16 protein-coding genes, 1 riboswitch and 1 other annotated feature are annotated in these 15,498 nt (G+C 45.2%); of the genes, 7 read left to right on the top strand and 9 right to left on the bottom strand.

Annotated features, from left to right (window positions below; genetic code table 11):
• The first annotated feature begins 150 nt into the window (after nucleotides 1-150).
• Nucleotides 151-228, top strand: a riboswitch (Fluoride riboswitch).
• Between the two features lie 52 nt (nucleotides 229-280).
• Complete coding sequence (locus J3A84_RS14540) at nucleotides 281-1,462, top strand: cation:proton antiporter (RefSeq protein WP_207600779.1); 1,182 nt, start codon at nucleotides 281-283, stop codon at nucleotides 1,460-1,462.
• Nucleotides 1,463-1,473: 11 nt separating this feature from the next.
• On the opposite strand, the gene J3A84_RS14535 is transcribed toward J3A84_RS14540, so the two are convergent.
• Complete coding sequence (locus J3A84_RS14535) at nucleotides 1,474-1,971, bottom strand: DNA-deoxyinosine glycosylase (protein WP_207600778.1); 498 nt, start codon at nucleotides 1,969-1,971, stop codon at nucleotides 1,474-1,476.
• 122 nt (nucleotides 1,972-2,093) lie between these two features.
• Between J3A84_RS14535 and ndk the strand changes: the two genes are divergently transcribed.
• A complete protein-coding gene (gene ndk, locus J3A84_RS14530) occupies nucleotides 2,094-2,492 on the top strand; it encodes a nucleoside-diphosphate kinase (protein ID WP_207600777.1) in 399 nt (132 codons plus the stop codon).
• 77 nt (nucleotides 2,493-2,569) lie between these two features.
• Here ndk and J3A84_RS14525 read toward each other — a convergent pair whose 3' ends face one another.
• From J3A84_RS14525 to thrS, 4 genes are all read right to left on the bottom strand, one after another.
• Nucleotides 2,570-3,202 carry a glycerol-3-phosphate acyltransferase gene (locus J3A84_RS14525; protein ID WP_207600776.1) on the bottom strand — a complete coding sequence of 211 codons (633 nt, stop codon included), beginning with the start codon at nucleotides 3,200-3,202 and terminating at the stop codon, nucleotides 2,570-2,572.
• 27 nt (nucleotides 3,203-3,229) lie between these two features.
• Nucleotides 3,230-3,802, bottom strand: a complete 573-nt coding sequence (locus J3A84_RS14520; protein ID WP_207600775.1) for a flavodoxin domain-containing protein — start codon at nucleotides 3,800-3,802, stop codon at nucleotides 3,230-3,232.
• A gap of 124 nt (nucleotides 3,803-3,926) precedes the next feature.
• The gene (locus J3A84_RS14515) at nucleotides 3,927-4,310 is read right to left on the bottom strand and encodes an HNH endonuclease signature motif containing protein (protein WP_207600774.1); all 384 of its coding nucleotides are present in this window, start codon (nucleotides 4,308-4,310) and stop codon (nucleotides 3,927-3,929) included.
• A gap of 16 nt (nucleotides 4,311-4,326) precedes the next feature.
• Entirely contained in the window at nucleotides 4,327-6,324 is a 1,998-nt protein-coding gene (thrS, locus tag J3A84_RS14510; RefSeq protein ID WP_207600773.1) for a threonine--tRNA ligase, read from the bottom strand.
• A gap of 43 nt (nucleotides 6,325-6,367) precedes the next feature.
• Nucleotides 6,368-6,582, bottom strand: a binding site (T-box leader).
• A gap of 153 nt (nucleotides 6,583-6,735) precedes the next feature.
• Between thrS and J3A84_RS14505 the strand changes: the two genes are divergently transcribed.
• From J3A84_RS14505 to J3A84_RS14490, 4 genes are all read left to right on the top strand, one after another.
• Nucleotides 6,736-7,071, top strand: coding sequence for a hypothetical protein (locus J3A84_RS14505; RefSeq protein ID WP_207600772.1), 336 nt, complete (start codon nucleotides 6,736-6,738; stop codon nucleotides 7,069-7,071).
• A gap of 372 nt (nucleotides 7,072-7,443) precedes the next feature.
• Nucleotides 7,444-7,920, top strand: a complete 477-nt coding sequence (locus tag J3A84_RS14500; protein WP_207600771.1) for an NADH-quinone oxidoreductase subunit NuoE family protein — start codon at nucleotides 7,444-7,446, stop codon at nucleotides 7,918-7,920.
• A 1-nt stretch (nucleotide 7,921) separates the two neighbouring features.
• Nucleotides 7,922-9,799 (top strand): NADH-quinone oxidoreductase subunit NuoF, encoded by a 1,878-nt coding sequence (locus J3A84_RS14495; RefSeq protein WP_242694277.1) that lies wholly within the window; start codon nucleotides 7,922-7,924, stop codon nucleotides 9,797-9,799.
• A gap of 11 nt (nucleotides 9,800-9,810) precedes the next feature.
• Entirely contained in the window at nucleotides 9,811-11,544 is a 1,734-nt protein-coding gene (locus J3A84_RS14490; RefSeq protein WP_207600769.1) for an NADH-dependent [FeFe] hydrogenase, group A6, read from the top strand.
• A 72-nt stretch (nucleotides 11,545-11,616) separates the two neighbouring features.
• On the opposite strand, the gene J3A84_RS14485 is transcribed toward J3A84_RS14490, so the two are convergent.
• The 4 genes from J3A84_RS14485 to J3A84_RS14470 all read right to left on the bottom strand — a co-directional run bounded on the left by J3A84_RS14485 (nucleotide 11,617) and on the right by J3A84_RS14470 (nucleotide 14,722).
• Entirely contained in the window at nucleotides 11,617-11,892 is a 276-nt protein-coding gene (locus tag J3A84_RS14485; RefSeq protein ID WP_207600768.1) for an HU family DNA-binding protein, read from the bottom strand.
• A 171-nt stretch (nucleotides 11,893-12,063) separates the two neighbouring features.
• Nucleotides 12,064-12,942, bottom strand: a complete 879-nt coding sequence (gene hslO, locus J3A84_RS14480) for an Hsp33 family molecular chaperone HslO (protein WP_207600767.1) — start codon at nucleotides 12,940-12,942, stop codon at nucleotides 12,064-12,066.
• A 4-nt stretch (nucleotides 12,943-12,946) separates the two neighbouring features.
• A complete protein-coding gene (locus J3A84_RS14475) occupies nucleotides 12,947-13,675 on the bottom strand; it encodes a class I SAM-dependent DNA methyltransferase (protein ID WP_207600766.1) in 729 nt (242 codons plus the stop codon).
• A 366-nt stretch (nucleotides 13,676-14,041) separates the two neighbouring features.
• Nucleotides 14,042-14,722, bottom strand: coding sequence for a single-stranded DNA-binding protein (locus tag J3A84_RS14470; RefSeq protein ID WP_242694276.1), 681 nt, complete (start codon nucleotides 14,720-14,722; stop codon nucleotides 14,042-14,044).
• Nucleotides 14,723-14,948: 226 nt separating this feature from the next.
• Here J3A84_RS14470 and J3A84_RS14465 point away from each other — a divergent pair, with 226 nt between their 5' ends.
• A complete protein-coding gene (locus J3A84_RS14465) occupies nucleotides 14,949-15,464 on the top strand; it encodes a DUF4364 family protein (RefSeq protein ID WP_207600764.1) in 516 nt (171 codons plus the stop codon).
• Nucleotides 15,465-15,498 lie beyond the last annotated feature (34 nt).

The following is a 15,498-nucleotide window of genomic DNA, read 5'->3' as shown; positions in this document are numbered from 1 at the left end:
CTTTAGCAGCAGTTGAGTAAGTAGTGCGGTTGGCGGCCGCTTTCATGCACCCTCACGGGTGCAGCTGGTGAAAGACCCTTATAGGGTCAGTGGAAACCGCCGGCTAAGCCGGCGGTTTTGATTTTCAAGGTCTGCAATCTGTGTTATCATAGGAAAGTCGGGAATGAAGATCTCCCGTAGCCTTAATGGCTAAAACCGCTTTTTAAGGCTGATGACTTCTGCATTTCCTGCAGAAACCATCAGTCTTTTTATTATGAAAGAATAGTATGGAGGAGAAAACATGCTGCTTAGTTTAGCACTGATTCTGATTATCGGATTTTCCTTAAGCGGAATTCTGAACCGATTCAGAATCCCAGGACTCATCGGACTAATTTTTACAGGAATTCTACTTGGACCACAGGGATTGGACCTGATCTCCGCGGACATTCTCAACATTTCCAGAGACCTGCGAGAGATCGCCTTGATTGTGATTCTTCTGCGTGCAGGCCTGACGCTGGAGCTTCGCGATCTGAAGAAGGTCGGAAGACCCGCTGTGCTTATGAGCTTTGTTCCCGCCACCTTTGAAATTCTGGCCATATCCTTCATCGCACCCCCGCTTCTTGGCATCAGCTACATCGAAGCACTGATTCTTGGCAGTGTACTCAGTGCGGTATCGCCTGCAGTGGTCGTACCGCGCATGATTCATCTCATGGAAAGCGGATATGGAAGAAAAAAGCGGATTCCTCAGCTGGTTCTGGCGGGTGCTTCAGTGGATGACATCTATGTCATAGTGTTATTCACAGCATTTCTTGGGGTCTATGCAGGAAATCAGCTGAGGGCGGGTGTTTTTCTTTCCGTTCCCGTTTCGGTTCTGTCCGGCATGGCACTGGGCATTGTTGCAGGGTTGGTTATGATCAGCCTGTTCAGAAAGATTCATGTAAGAGATACCATCAAGGTGCTGATCATATTGAGTGTATCTTTCCTGTTTATGAGCGTTGAAGATCTCATTGCCCCCTATTTCCCTCTTTCCGGACTTCTCGCTGTCATGGCGCTGGGCGGCACCATCCTGAAAGGGTATGAGAAGCTGGCAAGAAGAATCATCGGTAAATTCTCCAAAATCTGGGTTGGTGCAGAAATCCTTCTGTTTGTACTGGTCGGTGCTGCAGTGGAGGTCGAGGCGCTTTCAGGTGCTGGTTTTAAAAGTGTGCTTCTCATCGGATGCGCCCTGCTGTTTAGAATGATCGGTGTCTTCATCAGTCTCATCAGGACCAGTCTGAGCAGAAAAGAGAGACTTTTCACAGCCATAGCCTATCTGCCCAAAGCAACGGTGCAGGCTGCCATAGGAACCATTCCTCTGTCCCAGGGAGTAGCAGCCGGAGACACGATTCTCAGTCTGGCTGTCCTTGCCATCATCCTTACGGCGCCACTGGGCGCTTTCGGCATCGACCATCTTCATGAAAAACTGCTGGAAAGAGATGCCTGAAGATCAGGCAATCAGATGTAGGGTGACAGTTCCGCATTCCATTTATCCACGAGCTTCTCAAGAGACCAGGAGGCGTTGGCAGGGCTTGTGGAAGGAAGGATCTTTGCGGGGATGCCGGTTGACTGTTCACAGTATTTTTCATAGAGTCTGAAGGAGGTGTTTCCATTGCAGAAAACGGCACGGATCTCTCCTGCCTTCAGTATTTCCGATAAGTCGTTGGCCACCACGTTTCTGATGCTGGAATCACTGGAGCCTTCAATATCGCAGGAAGCTATGGTGTCCCAGAGGGCGATGTGATGCTTCTTCAGCATCTCCTTTTTGTCTTCAATGGTTTCCAGCTCTCCCGGGTATCCGGTTACGGCTTTCAGGACTTTCCAGAATCTGTTCTGGGGATGTCCGTAAAAGAAGCTTTCTTCTCTGGATTTCACCGAAGGAAAGCTTCCCAGAATCAGAATGCGGGAGGATTTATCATAGAGGGGGCCGAAAGGATGCTCCTCTCTTTTTGACATAGACGTTCACCTCTTTTTGAATAAGTATAGCATAATGGTCTGGCTGCATCGGTAGCGTTGTCCTTTCAAATAGTGTGCAATGCTGATATAATAATGAAATCAACGATGTGAGGAGTAGTTTTATGGAAAAGACATTGATACTGATCAAACCGGATGCCGTGGAAAGAAAACTCATTGGAAAAATCATCAGTCTCTATGAAGAGAGAGAGCTCAAGGTGATCGCGATGAGAATGCTGCGTGCAGATCAAGAAAGAGTAATGAGACATTATGAAGAACATATAGGAAGATCCTATTTTGATAATCTCATGAACTACATCACGAGAAGTCCCCTGGTGGCGCTGGTGCTCGAAGGTGAGAATGCCATTGCCCTTGTTCGCGAGATCAATGGAAAGACCGATCCGGCGGAGGCCGCTGAGGGAACCATCCGGAGACTGTATGGTCAGACGAAGACATTCAACACCGTTCATGCATCCGATTCAAAGGAAAGTGCAGCTCGGGAAATAGCGATATGGTTCAGCTGATCATAGGAAAAGACCAGGCATTTTGATTGCCTGGTCTTTTCCTATGAATCTTTTTGACGGAATCATATATATCTTCATTATTTTGCTTCTTTCTTTCGATGCAATACCTTCGAAAGCCTGGTCTCCTGGCCATTCTGAATTCTTCTGAAGTTCGGAAGATGAAGCCAGATGCTTAAGAGTCCTCCTGCTAAGGTGAACATGACCGGCCATAAGCCGAGATCTTTAAAGATGGTCATGAAGAGTATGTAGAAGAGGAGTGACAAGGTGCCGATGGCGATATAGTCCGTTGCAAAGGTCACCCCGGCAAGGATGAACATGGCGATGATTCCATAGACCGGATTCATGCCCAGAAGGATCCCGATCAGTGTCGCAGTCCCCTTCCCTCCTTTGAACTTCATGTAGAAAGGATAGATATGCCCGAGGATGGCAAAATAGCCAGCGGTATACAAGAGCAGAGCCCCTTCTTTATTGAATCCGACGGAGAACATGGATTTTACAAGAAGGATTGCCGCTACACCTTTCAGAATATCGATCAGTGCCACAAGGACACCGAACTTCCAGCCCAGGGATTCCACTGCATTGGATGCACCGGCGTTCCCCTGTCCTAAGGTTCTGATATCCACTTTCTTCAGCAGTTTTCCAAGCAGATAACCTGCCTGAATATTTCCAAGTAAATAACCGATCAGTGCTGCAATAAAAATATCTCTCATGTTGCTCCCTCTGGAATTCTTCCATTACTACATATTGTCTGAAAAACCATCGCGCTTGGGTTGCAGGGACCTCACATCCTCTACCAGTTCACGGATCAGTTTACGATCGGTGAAATCCACTTTCCGGTGGAATACGGCAAGCATCCCTTTTTCATCGGACGATAAAGGGCCTTTATTCTTTTTCCACTCGATCTTCAACTTCAGTATGCGCATGAGCAGCCGATCCATCAGGTTCAGTTTCTGATAATCGAATCCGCCTCTATAATAGTATAGTCTGACATTGATTTTTTCAACATCTTTCAGGTTGTTCTCGAAGATTTCTCTCTGTACCTCTTCGGAGCGAAGAGACAGTCCTGTACAGAACACGAAAATATTGCTTATGGATCCTGTCTGATTATCATCGAGCAGTTTTTTCAATCCGTTTATGCCTATGGCATAAAGCCCCCCTCCAAAGATCAGCGTGTCCACGCCACTTAGGACTTCTTTCAGGTGATCTGATGTCTGGAGATCATGGGCTTCCAGAGAAAGATCTTCTGCAATCCACTCAGCATATTTCTTAGTGAATCCTGTTTTGGATGAATATACTACTGCTGCTTTCAACTAAATCACCTCTACATCATAACTTACTATTTAAAATATAGCACTATCACAATGATAGTCAAGGGTTTTCAAAAAAAAGAAAGACCTGCTATCAGGTCTCTCTTAGGAAGTCAAGGATTTTGCATCACTCCATGGAATCCAGGAAATCTTCTTCGTCAATCAGCTGATGGCCGCTCATGAGAAAATCGATGATGTCGATTCTGCGATAGCCTTCCTTGTATCTTTTGAGTGTCTTTACAAGTGTTCTTAATAGGCTGTTGGATAATTCGGCTTTTTTCCGGATCTCTTCTTTTCTGTAGAACTCCTCTGAGAAGAGACTCTGCAGCTTGTTCTGCAATGTCCGCTTATACCGAAGATCTATTTCTGGATCTCTATGAGGTCCAGACTGACCTCTATGATGGTGATCACAGAGGCAGATCCGATTCAGCGGATATTCCAGTCCTCCCTCATCTTTATGAATGACATGATGTGTGTCTCCTGGTTTACCGCATACAACACATTTACTCAAATCATCGCCTCAACTTTTATTCTTCTGTGCTTTTTGGAGCAAAATGGTAATTATATCGGGTCTCATTCTCCTGAAGCACTCTCTTGATGAATTCATCAAGATCTGCCGAACCTTCGTTGCCCTTTTCACGGCTGGTGACGGCCAGGGTTCCGGTGTCCTTTTCCTGTTCTCCAATCACCACGAAGTATGGAATTCTCTCATTTCTTGCCTCACGGATCTTGTAACCGATCTTCTCGTTTCTGTCATCCATTTCAGCGCGGATGCCCATCTTCTTCATCTTAGCCAGGACCTCTTCCACATAATCATGGAATTTTTCGGAAATCGGAAGCAGCTTCACCTGGACTGGTGCCAGCCACAGAGGCATAGCGCCTGCATATTTTTCAATGAGGATGGCGAGGGTTCTTTCATAGCAGCCGATGCTTGTTCTATGAATGACAATCGGATGTTTCTTCTGTCCGTCTTTATCCACATAGGTCATGTTGAATCTTTCAGGAAGCGCAAAGTCGATCTGCACAGTGATGATGGTGTCTTCTTTACCATGAACGTTCTTCATCTGAAGGTCAAGTTTCGGACCGTAGAAGGCTGCTTCTCCATCGGCTTCCACATAATTGAGCCCCGCATGGTCGAGGATTTCTCTCATGGTGTTCTGTGTGCTTTCCCATGCCTCAGGGTTGTTGATGTATTTATGTGTATCCTTAGGATCCCACTTCGAAAATCTGTAGGTGATGTCCTCTTTGATGCCCAGGGTTTCCATGACGTAATTCGTCAGGTCCAGTACACCTCTGAATTCCTCTTCCAGCTGATCCGGTCTTACGATCAGATGACCTTCTGAGATGGTGAACTGTCTGACTCTTGTGAGACCGTGCATTTCTCCGGAAGATTCATTTCTGAAGAGTGTGGAGGTTTCCCCCATCTTCACTGGCAGATCCCTGTAGCTGTGCTGATCGGAATTGTAGATGGCGAACTGGAACGGACAGGTCATGGGTCTTAGGGCCATGACTTCGCCTTCCACGTCATCACCGAAGAGATCTCCGTGACCATGAGGGTCCTGACACATGATGAACATGCCGTCCTTGTAGTGATCCCAGTGACCTGAAACCTTAAACAGATCGGATTTGGACATCAGTGGGGTCTGCGTGAACTCGTAACCACGGCTCTCCTCCTCATCTTCGATGAAACGCTTCATCACCTGAAGGATTTTGGTTCCGTTCTTCTTGAATAATGGAAGACCCTGACCGATCATGTCAGAGGATGTGAATATGTTCAGCTCTCTGCCGAGCTTGTTGTGATCACGCTTCTTTGCTTCTTCCACCATGGCAAGGTACTCATCCAGCTCGTTCTTCTTCGGGAAGGATGTGCCGTAGATTCTGGACAGCATTTTGTTCTTTTCAGAACCTCTCCAGTACGCACCGGCGACCTGTGTGAGCTTGAAGGCCTTCACTGCCTTTGTGGATGCGAGGTGCGGGCCAGCGCAGAGATCGGTGAATTCGCCCATCTTGTAGAAGGATAATATCTCATCTTCTGGAAGATCGTTGATCAGCTCCACTTTGTAAGGTTCTCCCATCTCTTCCATAAGTTTCAATGCTTCGCTTCTGGAAAGTGTATATCTTTCCAGCTTCAGATCCTCTTTCACGATTTTCTTCATTTCCGCTTCGATCTTTGTAAGGTCTTCTGCGGAAAAGCTGCCTTCCTTATCAAAATCGTAGTAGTATCCATTTTCTATGGCAGGTCCTATGGCAAGCTTCACACCAGGGAAAAGCCTCTTCACTGCCAGGGCCAGTATGTGGGAGGAAGTATGTCTAAAGGCATGCTTCCCGTCTTCATCATCGAAGGTTTTGATTTCAAGTTCGCAGTCCTCATTCAGTTCATGACGGATGTCGACCCGCTCCCCATTGACACGTCCTGCCATTGCAGCACGTCCGAGTCCTGATGATATGGCATAGGCGGCATCCAGCACCGTGGATCCCTTTTCCATCTGAATCACATTTCCGTCTTTCAGTTTTACATTAATCATGTTCATTCCTCCTAATACATTAAAATAAAAAAGACCCGTCCCGGAAAGGGACGAGTCATCGTGGTTCCACCCTAATTAAAAGCAACAGAGAGTCGCTTTCGCTTAATACCTTAACGCGGCAAACGCAGATCCTTATACTTTCGTCTTCGTACTGCACTCCCAGGTGGTTTTCGCGAATCTCCTCTTAGGTTGCTTCCAGCCATGGCTACCCTCTCTTTAAAGAATCCTGTCGGTACTCTTCCTGTTCAAAGTGTTTTGATTTTTGATTGACTTTATTATATCCAATTGCACCTGTTCCGTCAACTTCGACAGGATATTTATCCGTCTTCATCCTTGGAAAGTTCCAATAATCAGTATGACCGGAAAGCGGAATAAGATATAATAGTAATAACAGGTGTAGGAGGTAATCGGATGTTGACAATAAAGCTTCATTTTCCCAGATGCAGTGGACATGAGAGAAAGAATCGACTGATCCAGAGCATCGTATATCGCGTAGGTGGCAGATTCTCTCTGGAGGACCGGTCGATCAGAGTCATGTTCTATGAGTCTGAATTCCGATCAGACATGGGCTCGGATTTCGGGGACTTCATTCATATTGATGTAGTATCCTGCCCTCCTCTGGAACTGGAGGACAAGAAAGCCCTTGCAGAGATTCTCAAGGATGAAATCAATATTTTTTCAGGAACAAGAATGGATGATGTATCCATCTTCATCATCAATACAGACTGTACGTCCTATTTCAGATAAGTCAGTAACTTTCATCATGATTCAGTATTATTTTCCATAAGGAGGGAGCTTAATCCACTGGTTTGTCCTCCTTTCCATACTTTCTTGTTGCAGCTTACGTATCGCTTCGGTATACTGCATTGTCTGGTCTTCTGAAACGCGTTCTTTCTGCGTTCGCGCCACGTTTCCTCACAACTTCGCAAATCATACCATTTTGGTCTGTAAAATACCGCTCAGAGAAACCAGAATGAAATGAACAATCGGAAATTTAAATGATAAATATTTATCATTTAATGAAAAGAATTCGTAATGGACTGAAATTTGTTGATAATAAATGGGGTTGTCTATATAATTAAGGGTGTTTGGCAAATATTTAACAAGGGGTGAGATAAAATGTGTGTATTATCACAAAATCCTAAAATTCAAGAGCTGGATGAATTTATCGAAAAAATCAATGCGAAGGAATCGGACCTCATAGAAGTACTGCATCATGCGCAGAATTCGTTCGGGTATATATCCGAAGAGCTTGTGGGTCATATCAGTCAGAAAATCGGGGTTCCTAAATCGAAAATCTTCGGAGTGGTCAGCTTCTACTCCTACTTCACCACAGAACCTAGAGGTAAGAATGTAATCAATGTCTGTATGGGAACCGCATGCTTTGTGCGTGGAGCGGATAAGATTCTAAGAGAGTTCGAGTCGCAGCTCAGGATGAAATCGGGCGAAACTTCCATAGACGGAATTTTCACCATCGATTCCCTAAGATGTGTGGGTGCCTGCGGCCTGGCCCCTGTCGTCATGGTCAATGACAAGGTGTACGGCAGAGTGGAAGCGAAAGATGTCAATAAAATCATCAGCGAATGTGAGGTGTAATATGTTAAGCAGTATAGAGGATCTGAAAAAAATCAGAGAAAAGAGTCAGGGACTTCTGTTTCTGAGAAAGAATGCAGCACCAGCTGGCACAAAGAGAGAAATACTGGTCTGTGCCGGAACGGGCTGTCACAGTGCAAAAAGCAAGGAAATCGTCGAGAATTTCAATGAAGAACTGAAGAAACGAAACCTCACCGAGCAGGCCTCCTGTCATATTACCGGATGTTTCGGATTCTGTGAAAAAGGTCCCATCGTAAAGGTCTTCCCTGACGATGTCTTTTATACGGAAGTGACTGAGGATGATGTGGATGAAATCATATCCAGCCATCTTGTGGAAGGACAGATGGTGGAGCGTCTTCTCTATATCGACCCCAAAACCAGAGAGAAGATCGATACCCAGAATCATATGAATTTCTACAGAAAACAGAATCGTATTGCACTGAGAAACTGCGGACTCATCGACCCTGAAAAAATCGAAGAATATATTGCTAATGATGGTTACATGGCCTTAGCCGAAATCATCACAACAAAGGAGCCTATTGATGTTGTCGATACACTGAAAGCATCCGGTCTTCGTGGTCGTGGAGGCGGCGGCTATCCAACGGGATCCAAATGGGGCATGACGCTGCGCAGCAAGGGCTCTGAAAAATACATGATCTGCAATGCCGACGAAGGAGACCCGGGTGCATTCATGGACCGTTCCATACTGGAGGGAGATCCTCACAGCATCATCGAAGCCATGGCCATCGGCGGATTTGCCATCGGGGCGAATAAGGGTGTTGTCTATATCAGAGCGGAGTACCCTCTTGCCATCAAGCGTCTGAAGATTGCCATAGAGCAGGCGAAGGAATACAACCTATTAGGAAAAAACATACTGAATTCAGGTTTCGATTTCGACCTGGTCATCAAGTACGGTGCTGGAGCTTTTGTATGCGGTGAAGAGACTGCGCTGATCCAGAGTATCGAAGGACACAGAGGTGAACCTGTATCCAAGCCACCCTACCCTTCAGAATCAGGTCTGTTCGGTAAGCCTACCTGCGTGAACAACGTGGAAACCCTTGCGAACATTCCGATCATCTTCCAGAAAGGACCAGAATGGTACGCTTCCATCGGAACGGAGTTCTCGAAAGGAACTAAGGTGTTTGCTCTGGCTGGCAAAATCAATAATGTGGGACTCGTGGAAGTGCCCATGGGTATTACGCTCAGAGAAATCATTTATGAAATCGGAGGCGGAATCAAAGGTGGACATGCGTTCAAAGCGGTTCAGACCGGTGGTCCTTCAGGTGGATGCATCACAGAAAAGGATCTGGACACCCCCATTGATTACGAATCCCTGAGCAGAATCGGCTCCATGATGGGTTCCGGCGGAATGATCGTCATGGACGAAGAAAACTGTATGGTGGACATCGCAAAATTCTATCTGGATTTCACAGTGGAGGAATCCTGCGGAAAATGTACGGCGTGCAGAGTCGGAAATAAGAGACTCCTTGAAATTCTGAACAAGATCACCGCTGGAAAAGGAGAGCCCGAGGATCTGGACAAACTACGCATTCTGTCTGAAACGATCAAGGACACATCCCTATGCGGACTGGGACAGACTGCACCGAACCCTGTATTAAGCACCATGAAGTATTTCGAAGAGGAATATCGTGCTCATATTGAAGATAAGAGATGCCCATCAGGTGTATGTAGAGATCTGACGAGATATGTCATCACTGATGCATGCATCGGCTGTACCAAATGTGCGAGAGCATGTCCAGTGGATGCGATTTCCGGCAAGGTTCGAGAAAAACATGAGATCGATCAGGAAATATGCATCAAGTGCGGAGCATGTTATACTGCATGCCCAGTGAAGCCGATTAAGGCTGTACAGATTGTATAGGAGGAAGAATAATGGTAAATATAACCATCAACAATAAAGAAATCCAGGTTCCTGAGAATTTCACGATTCTTCAGGCTGCGGAAACACTGAATATCAATATCCCTACCCTTTGCCATCTTGACCTCCATAACATCAAAATGGTCAACAAAGTGGCATCCTGCAGAGCCTGTGTAGTGGAAGTGGAAGGAAGAAGGAATCTTGCGCCATCCTGCTCCACCCCGGTCTATGAAGGAATGAAGATCAAGACGGACAGTCTCCGAGCCATCAGAGCCAGAAGAACCATGGTGGAACTACTGATATCGGATCATCCGAAGGATTGTCTGGTCTGCCTGAAGAATCAGGAATGCGAGCTGCAGCAGATTTCTCATGATTTGGGTGTCAAGCAGATCCGATTCGAAGGAGAGATGTCCACCTTCCCAGTGGATACGTCCTCGAAAGCCATCTACAGGGATTCTAGCAAATGCATTCTCTGCAGAAGATGTGAAACCATGTGCAACGAAGTCCAGACGGTATATGCCCTATCCGGACTTGACAGAGGATTCGATACCGTTGTCGGACCGGCATTTCACAATCCGCTGGGAGAAACCTCCTGTACCTTCTGTGGTCAGTGTGTAGCCGTCTGCCCAACCGGAGCGCTGGTTGAAATCGATAATGTACCTAAAGTCTGGCGAGCCCTGGAGAAGAAGGATAAAACTGTCGTCGTTCAGGTGGCGCCTGCAGTCAGAGTAGCCCTGGGTGAACTTTTCGGACTGGAACCTGGAACGGTTGTCACCGGTAAAATGGTTTCAGCGCTGAAGCATCTTGGATTTGACTATGTGTTTGACACCAACTTCGCAGCGGATCTGACCATCATGGAAGAAGCCCATGAAATGATTGATCGAATCACGAAAAACGAAAATCTTCCGATTCTTACCAGCTGCTGCCCTGCATGGGTTAAATTCTTCGAGCATCAGTTCCCGGACCTGCTGGATATTCCATCCACCTGCAAATCTCCTCATGAGATGTTCGGTGCCATCACCAAGCACTATTTTGCGGAAAAGATGGGCATCAAGGAAGAAGATATGATCGTCGTCTCCGTCATGCCCTGTGTTGCGAAGAAATACGAGGCGGAAAGACCAGAACTGGAATATCACGGCGTCAAGGATGTGGACATCGTCATCACCACCAGAGAGCTGGGACGTATGATCAAGGAAGCCGGTATCAATTTCCTTCTACTGGATGACGAGGAATATGACAACCCACTTGGAGAATCTACTGGGGCAGCCCAGATTTTCGGAACAACCGGTGGTGTCATAGAAGCGGCATTAAGAACCGCAGCTGTACAGCTCACTGGAGGAGCCATTGATAAAGTGGACTTCACGGAAGTGAGAGGTATGGCTGGATTAAGAGAAGCTTCAGTCACCATTGGCGACCTGACGCTGAACCTTGCCATCGCAAATGGCCTGGGTAACGCCAGAACGCTCCTGGAAAGCATCAGAGATGGAAAAAGCAACTACCATGCCATTGAGATCATGGCCTGCCCTGGCGGCTGTATAGGCGGCGGTGGACAGCCTTATCATCATGGCGATCTGGAAATACTGAAAAAGAGAGCGGCTGGTGTTTATGCCATCGATACGGAGCATGAAGTGAGAATGTCTCATGAAAACAAAGCCATTCAGGAGCTTTATGAAAACTTCCTGGGAACACCAGGTGGCGAGAAAGCCCATAAACTGCTGCATACGAGCTATTTCAAGAGAGATCTGTAAGCTGAATACATTTAAAGACATAAAGAAAGAACAGCCGAAGCTGTTCTTTTCTTTATATTCTTTAAATTAAAACTATTCGTTAATGATTTCCTTCAGGTCTTTTCCTGCTCTGAAAGCGGGCTGCTTGAATTCAGGAATCTGAATTTCCTCGTTGGTCTTAGGATTTCTTCCTACTCTTGCTTTTCTGTTCTTCACTTCAAAGGTACCGAAGCCTGAAAGCTGAACCTTGTCTCCTTCTGTGAGCGCTTCAACAATGGATTCGATGGTTGCCTTTAATACTTTTTCTGAGTCCTTCTTTGTGAAGTTTGTTTTTTCTGCGATCTTTGTAACTAACTGTGCTTTATTCATTATATTAGTCCTCCTTATTTATGAACACAAAGATTATTAAAACAGAATTCGCCTTATAAATCAAGTGTTACCGTCAATTTTGTGTATATTTTCATCGTATTTTCGATTCAAACGATTTCATGAATGAACCTGATGGAGATCATCACTCCATCAGGTTTCAAATGGGCTGGATTACTGCAGCTCGTCCAGCAGTCGTCCGATATCTTCATGGGAAAAATGATACTTCTTGTTGCAGAAGTGGCAGACGAGCTCTTCGGATGCATTGTCTTCATAAATCTCCTTCAGATCCTCTTTTCCAATGGAAATCAGTGCTTTCTCCACCCTTTCCTTTGAACAGTCACAGTAAAGTTCTGGTGTGCCTTCACTGAGAATATTCAGACCCATACCATCAAATATATACTGGATGATTTCCACGATGGTGTTCCCATCCCTTTGAAGGGTTGTAAGGCTCGGAATCTCTTCCAGTCGATACATGATAAGATCGGCCAGCATTTCGTCTGCACCAGGCATCATCTGGATGATGAAGCCCCCGGCATTCATGACGGAACCGTCCACATCGACCAGGACACCTAAAGCCACTGCTGAGGGAGTCTGTTCGGAGACCGTATAGAAATAGGCCAGATCTTCGGCGATTTCACCGGTGAAAATAGGAACGGAACTGACATAGGGTTCTTTCATGCCTAAATCAGTAATCACAGTGAATTTACCATCTATCCCGATGATGCCGGAAACATCAAGTTTTCCTTTCTCGTTTACGGGAAGGTCCGCATCAGGATTTACAATATACCCTTTGACTCTGCCGTCTGCTCTTCCTGTGGCCAGGACGCCCCCTGAGATTCCTCCTCCGTTGATCTGAATCGTGACGGAATCCTGCTTTCCTTTCAGCATGGAACCCATGAGCGCTCCTGCTGTGAGCATCCTGCCGTATGCGGCCGATGCTGTAGGCATGGTGTTGTGATTTTTCACAGCCTCATTGACCAGTGACGTCGTATCCGCTGCGATGATTCTTACGCTGCCGCTCTGGGCTGTAGCGTGTATTATTTTATCCATTTTACTACCTCTTTCTGACAATGAATGTTATTCTTTCTGAAACATCCGTAATAGAATTCCTACTATAATCTTCACAGATTATAATTTCCTTAAATCCTGCCTTTTCAAGCATTTTAGTTAGGGTATCGACTTCATAGGCTCTTTCCTCATGGATTTCCTCTATACGTTCATAGAAGTCTCCCCTTTTTATGAAGAAATTGAGCACCATTTCCACGATGTCACCTTCATAGTAGTTTTCCCAGGTGTAGGCAAGGTCCTCTCTTGTGTATACATAGTCTCTTGAACCCAGGATTTCACGTATCTTATAAGCGGAATTCACATCAAAGATGAAAACTCCATTTTCTTCCAGGTGCTTGTAGACTTTCGTGAAAAGCGTCTCTACTTCCTGCGCCTCCAGTATGTAGTTGATGGCATCGATGGAGGATGTGATGAGACTGAACTTCACCGGAAAGGAAATCTCATTCATAGATAAGGCAAATGCCTTATGTGGAACATTCCCCTCAGTGAACTTATCCACTGCCAGTGTGAGCATATCGGAAGATAGATCCACAAGATAGGTTTCCCGGAAATGTTCACCTACAATCAAGGAGAGTGTTCCTGTGCCGCAGCCCAGATCCAGATACAGGTTTCGCTGCGGGGTTTCTGAAAGAATGAAGGATGCGATGCGTCTATAATCGATGTCCTCACCAATCAGCTCATCGTAGATTTCGGAAAAACCCAGATAACTTTCCATTGATACCCTCCAATTCAGTATATTTCGCTGCTTCAGTCATAAATGACATTAGTATTTTATCATGAAATTTGATTTTATCATAGCTAATCCGGACGAAAAGAAACGGTTGCCCTGTAAGACAACCGTTCATGGTTCATTCCGGTTTATGTTTTCGATTTGACAGTACATAACCAGTAAATAATGCTCCAAAAGCCAGATAAAGAATGCTCTGAATAAATTGACCCTGAATGATAAACATCACAGCTGCAAGAAACATGAGCAATATGATAAGGCTTTGGAATATCAGTAAACCTTTGAGCATAAATATCCCTACTCTCTCGTAATATGAATTAATTATATACTGATTTTTACTGCTGTCAACAAAAATCACGAGATATTCAGCTTTTTATCAAAATCCGACAGGGCTTCATCCTCCTGGGGTGTATCGTTTACAGATTCCACCAGGTGAACCATTGAGGATGACACTTCGTATGCCACCTTTTCTTCCACATGACCATCAGGATAGGTTTTAGTGTAACTGCGTGACTGCAGTCTGCCATCAATCTGAATTTTGTCACCAATAGACATGGATTTTGTGTACTTGGCATTTCTGCCCCAGGCGATGACTGGTATGTAATCCGTTTTATTGAAATGACGATTGACAGCCAGGAGCAGATCGGTGATCTCTCTTCCAAATGGCGTCATTCTGTAGACAGGCTCTTTGCAGATGTACCCCGTGAGCATGATCGAATTGGGTTCTTCTGCTCTTTCGTCCGGAAAATCAATTTCCCTGACAAAAACCGTAAGAAGAAGTTTGTTCTTTGAACCTACAATTTTATTATAGCTTCTTAGCTGGCCAGAGACCCTGGTATATCTGTCTTTGAAAACAGTTCCGGGCTCAAAGAGTTTTCCGGAGATTGTCAGGTTCAGAATATCTTTTGAATCGCTTAAGCGATTGACGCAGAATCTGGCATTGTAGAACTCTTCCCCATAGAGTTCATGACTGAATTCCGGCTCATCCAGAAAATGTCCTTCCAGCCTGATCAGGTTATCATTTGTTGCTTCCAAGTTGTGTTCCCCCCATTTGTGTTGCATCACATTGCATTTTCGAGTAAAACGTACTACCATTTATTATAGCAAAGATGAAGTCGATTACAAGCCTTCATTTCAGGTATATCACAATAATATGATGATACTTATCATTCTTCTAGGATGAATCTATTGGATTTTCATATTGTAATAAATATAATTTTTCGGTATGATTGTTGTAGTCTCCAAGGAGGATGTAAGAAGGATGAATAATGCATTAGCTGAAAACAAATTACTGATTTTATATACCCTTTCCCAGTCCAAACTGAATCTGACGAAAACACAGTTTTCGAACATTATATTGGAATGTGTTTATATCAATTATTTCGAACTGCAGCAGTACATTGATGAACTCATCAAGACCGGACTGGTGGAACTGGATGTGGTCAATGAGAAGGAAGCCATCGTCATCTCTGCCCAGGGCAGATCGGTTCTGGACATGTTTAAAGACAGGATTCACGACAGAAAGAGAAAAGAGATCGACAAGTATCTTGTGGAGAACATCAATCACCTGATCAAGGAAACTACCATCACTCATGAAATCAGCGAAGGCCCCCATGGCACCATTCAGGTTACATTGTCTGCCTTTGAAAACAAGGATGAGCTCATCAAGATCAGCATGAACTTCCCCACAAAAGAAACCGCAGACAAATCGGTACAGAACTGGAAAGATCATTCCACGAAGATCTATGAACTACTCTATAAAGAACTGATCAAATAATGACAATAAGAGAAATCCGCTGAGGTGCTTCACT

The sequence above is a fragment of the Proteiniclasticum aestuarii genome (genome assembly GCF_017368455.1).
GTDB lineage: Bacteria > Bacillota > Clostridia > Clostridiales > Clostridiaceae > Proteiniclasticum > Proteiniclasticum aestuarii.
The sequence above is the reverse complement of the archived record's forward strand: the minus strand, read 5'-3'. Positions and strand labels throughout refer to the sequence as shown.

What these genes read in the sequence shown, in the direction of transcription:
- J3A84_RS14540 (WP_207600779.1), top strand. Translation starts at nt 281, where the DNA reads ATGCTGCTTAGTTTAGCACTGATTCTGATTATCGGATTTTCCTTAAGC.
- J3A84_RS14535 (WP_207600778.1), bottom strand. Translation starts at nt 1,971, where the DNA reads ATGTCAAAAAGAGAGGAGCATCCTTTCGGCCCCCTCTATGATAAATCC.
- ndk (WP_207600777.1), top strand. Translation starts at nt 2,094, where the DNA reads ATGGAAAAGACATTGATACTGATCAAACCGGATGCCGTGGAAAGAAAA.
- J3A84_RS14525 (WP_207600776.1), bottom strand. Translation starts at nt 3,202, where the DNA reads ATGAGAGATATTTTTATTGCAGCACTGATCGGTTATTTACTTGGAAAT.
- thrS (WP_207600773.1), bottom strand. Translation starts at nt 6,324, where the DNA reads ATGATTAATGTAAAACTGAAAGACGGAAATGTGATTCAGATGGAAAAG.
- J3A84_RS14505 (WP_207600772.1), top strand. Translation starts at nt 6,736, where the DNA reads ATGTTGACAATAAAGCTTCATTTTCCCAGATGCAGTGGACATGAGAGA.
- J3A84_RS14500 (WP_207600771.1), top strand. Translation starts at nt 7,444, where the DNA reads ATGTGTGTATTATCACAAAATCCTAAAATTCAAGAGCTGGATGAATTT.
- J3A84_RS14495 (WP_242694277.1), top strand. Translation starts at nt 7,922, where the DNA reads ATGTTAAGCAGTATAGAGGATCTGAAAAAAATCAGAGAAAAGAGTCAG.
- J3A84_RS14490 (WP_207600769.1), top strand. Translation starts at nt 9,811, where the DNA reads ATGGTAAATATAACCATCAACAATAAAGAAATCCAGGTTCCTGAGAAT.
- J3A84_RS14485 (WP_207600768.1), bottom strand. Translation starts at nt 11,892, where the DNA reads ATGAATAAAGCACAGTTAGTTACAAAGATCGCAGAAAAAACAAACTTC.
- hslO (WP_207600767.1), bottom strand. Translation starts at nt 12,942, where the DNA reads ATGGATAAAATAATACACGCTACAGCCCAGAGCGGCAGCGTAAGAATC.
- J3A84_RS14475 (WP_207600766.1), bottom strand. Translation starts at nt 13,675, where the DNA reads ATGGAAAGTTATCTGGGTTTTTCCGAAATCTACGATGAGCTGATTGGT.
- J3A84_RS14465 (WP_207600764.1), top strand. Translation starts at nt 14,949, where the DNA reads ATGAATAATGCATTAGCTGAAAACAAATTACTGATTTTATATACCCTT.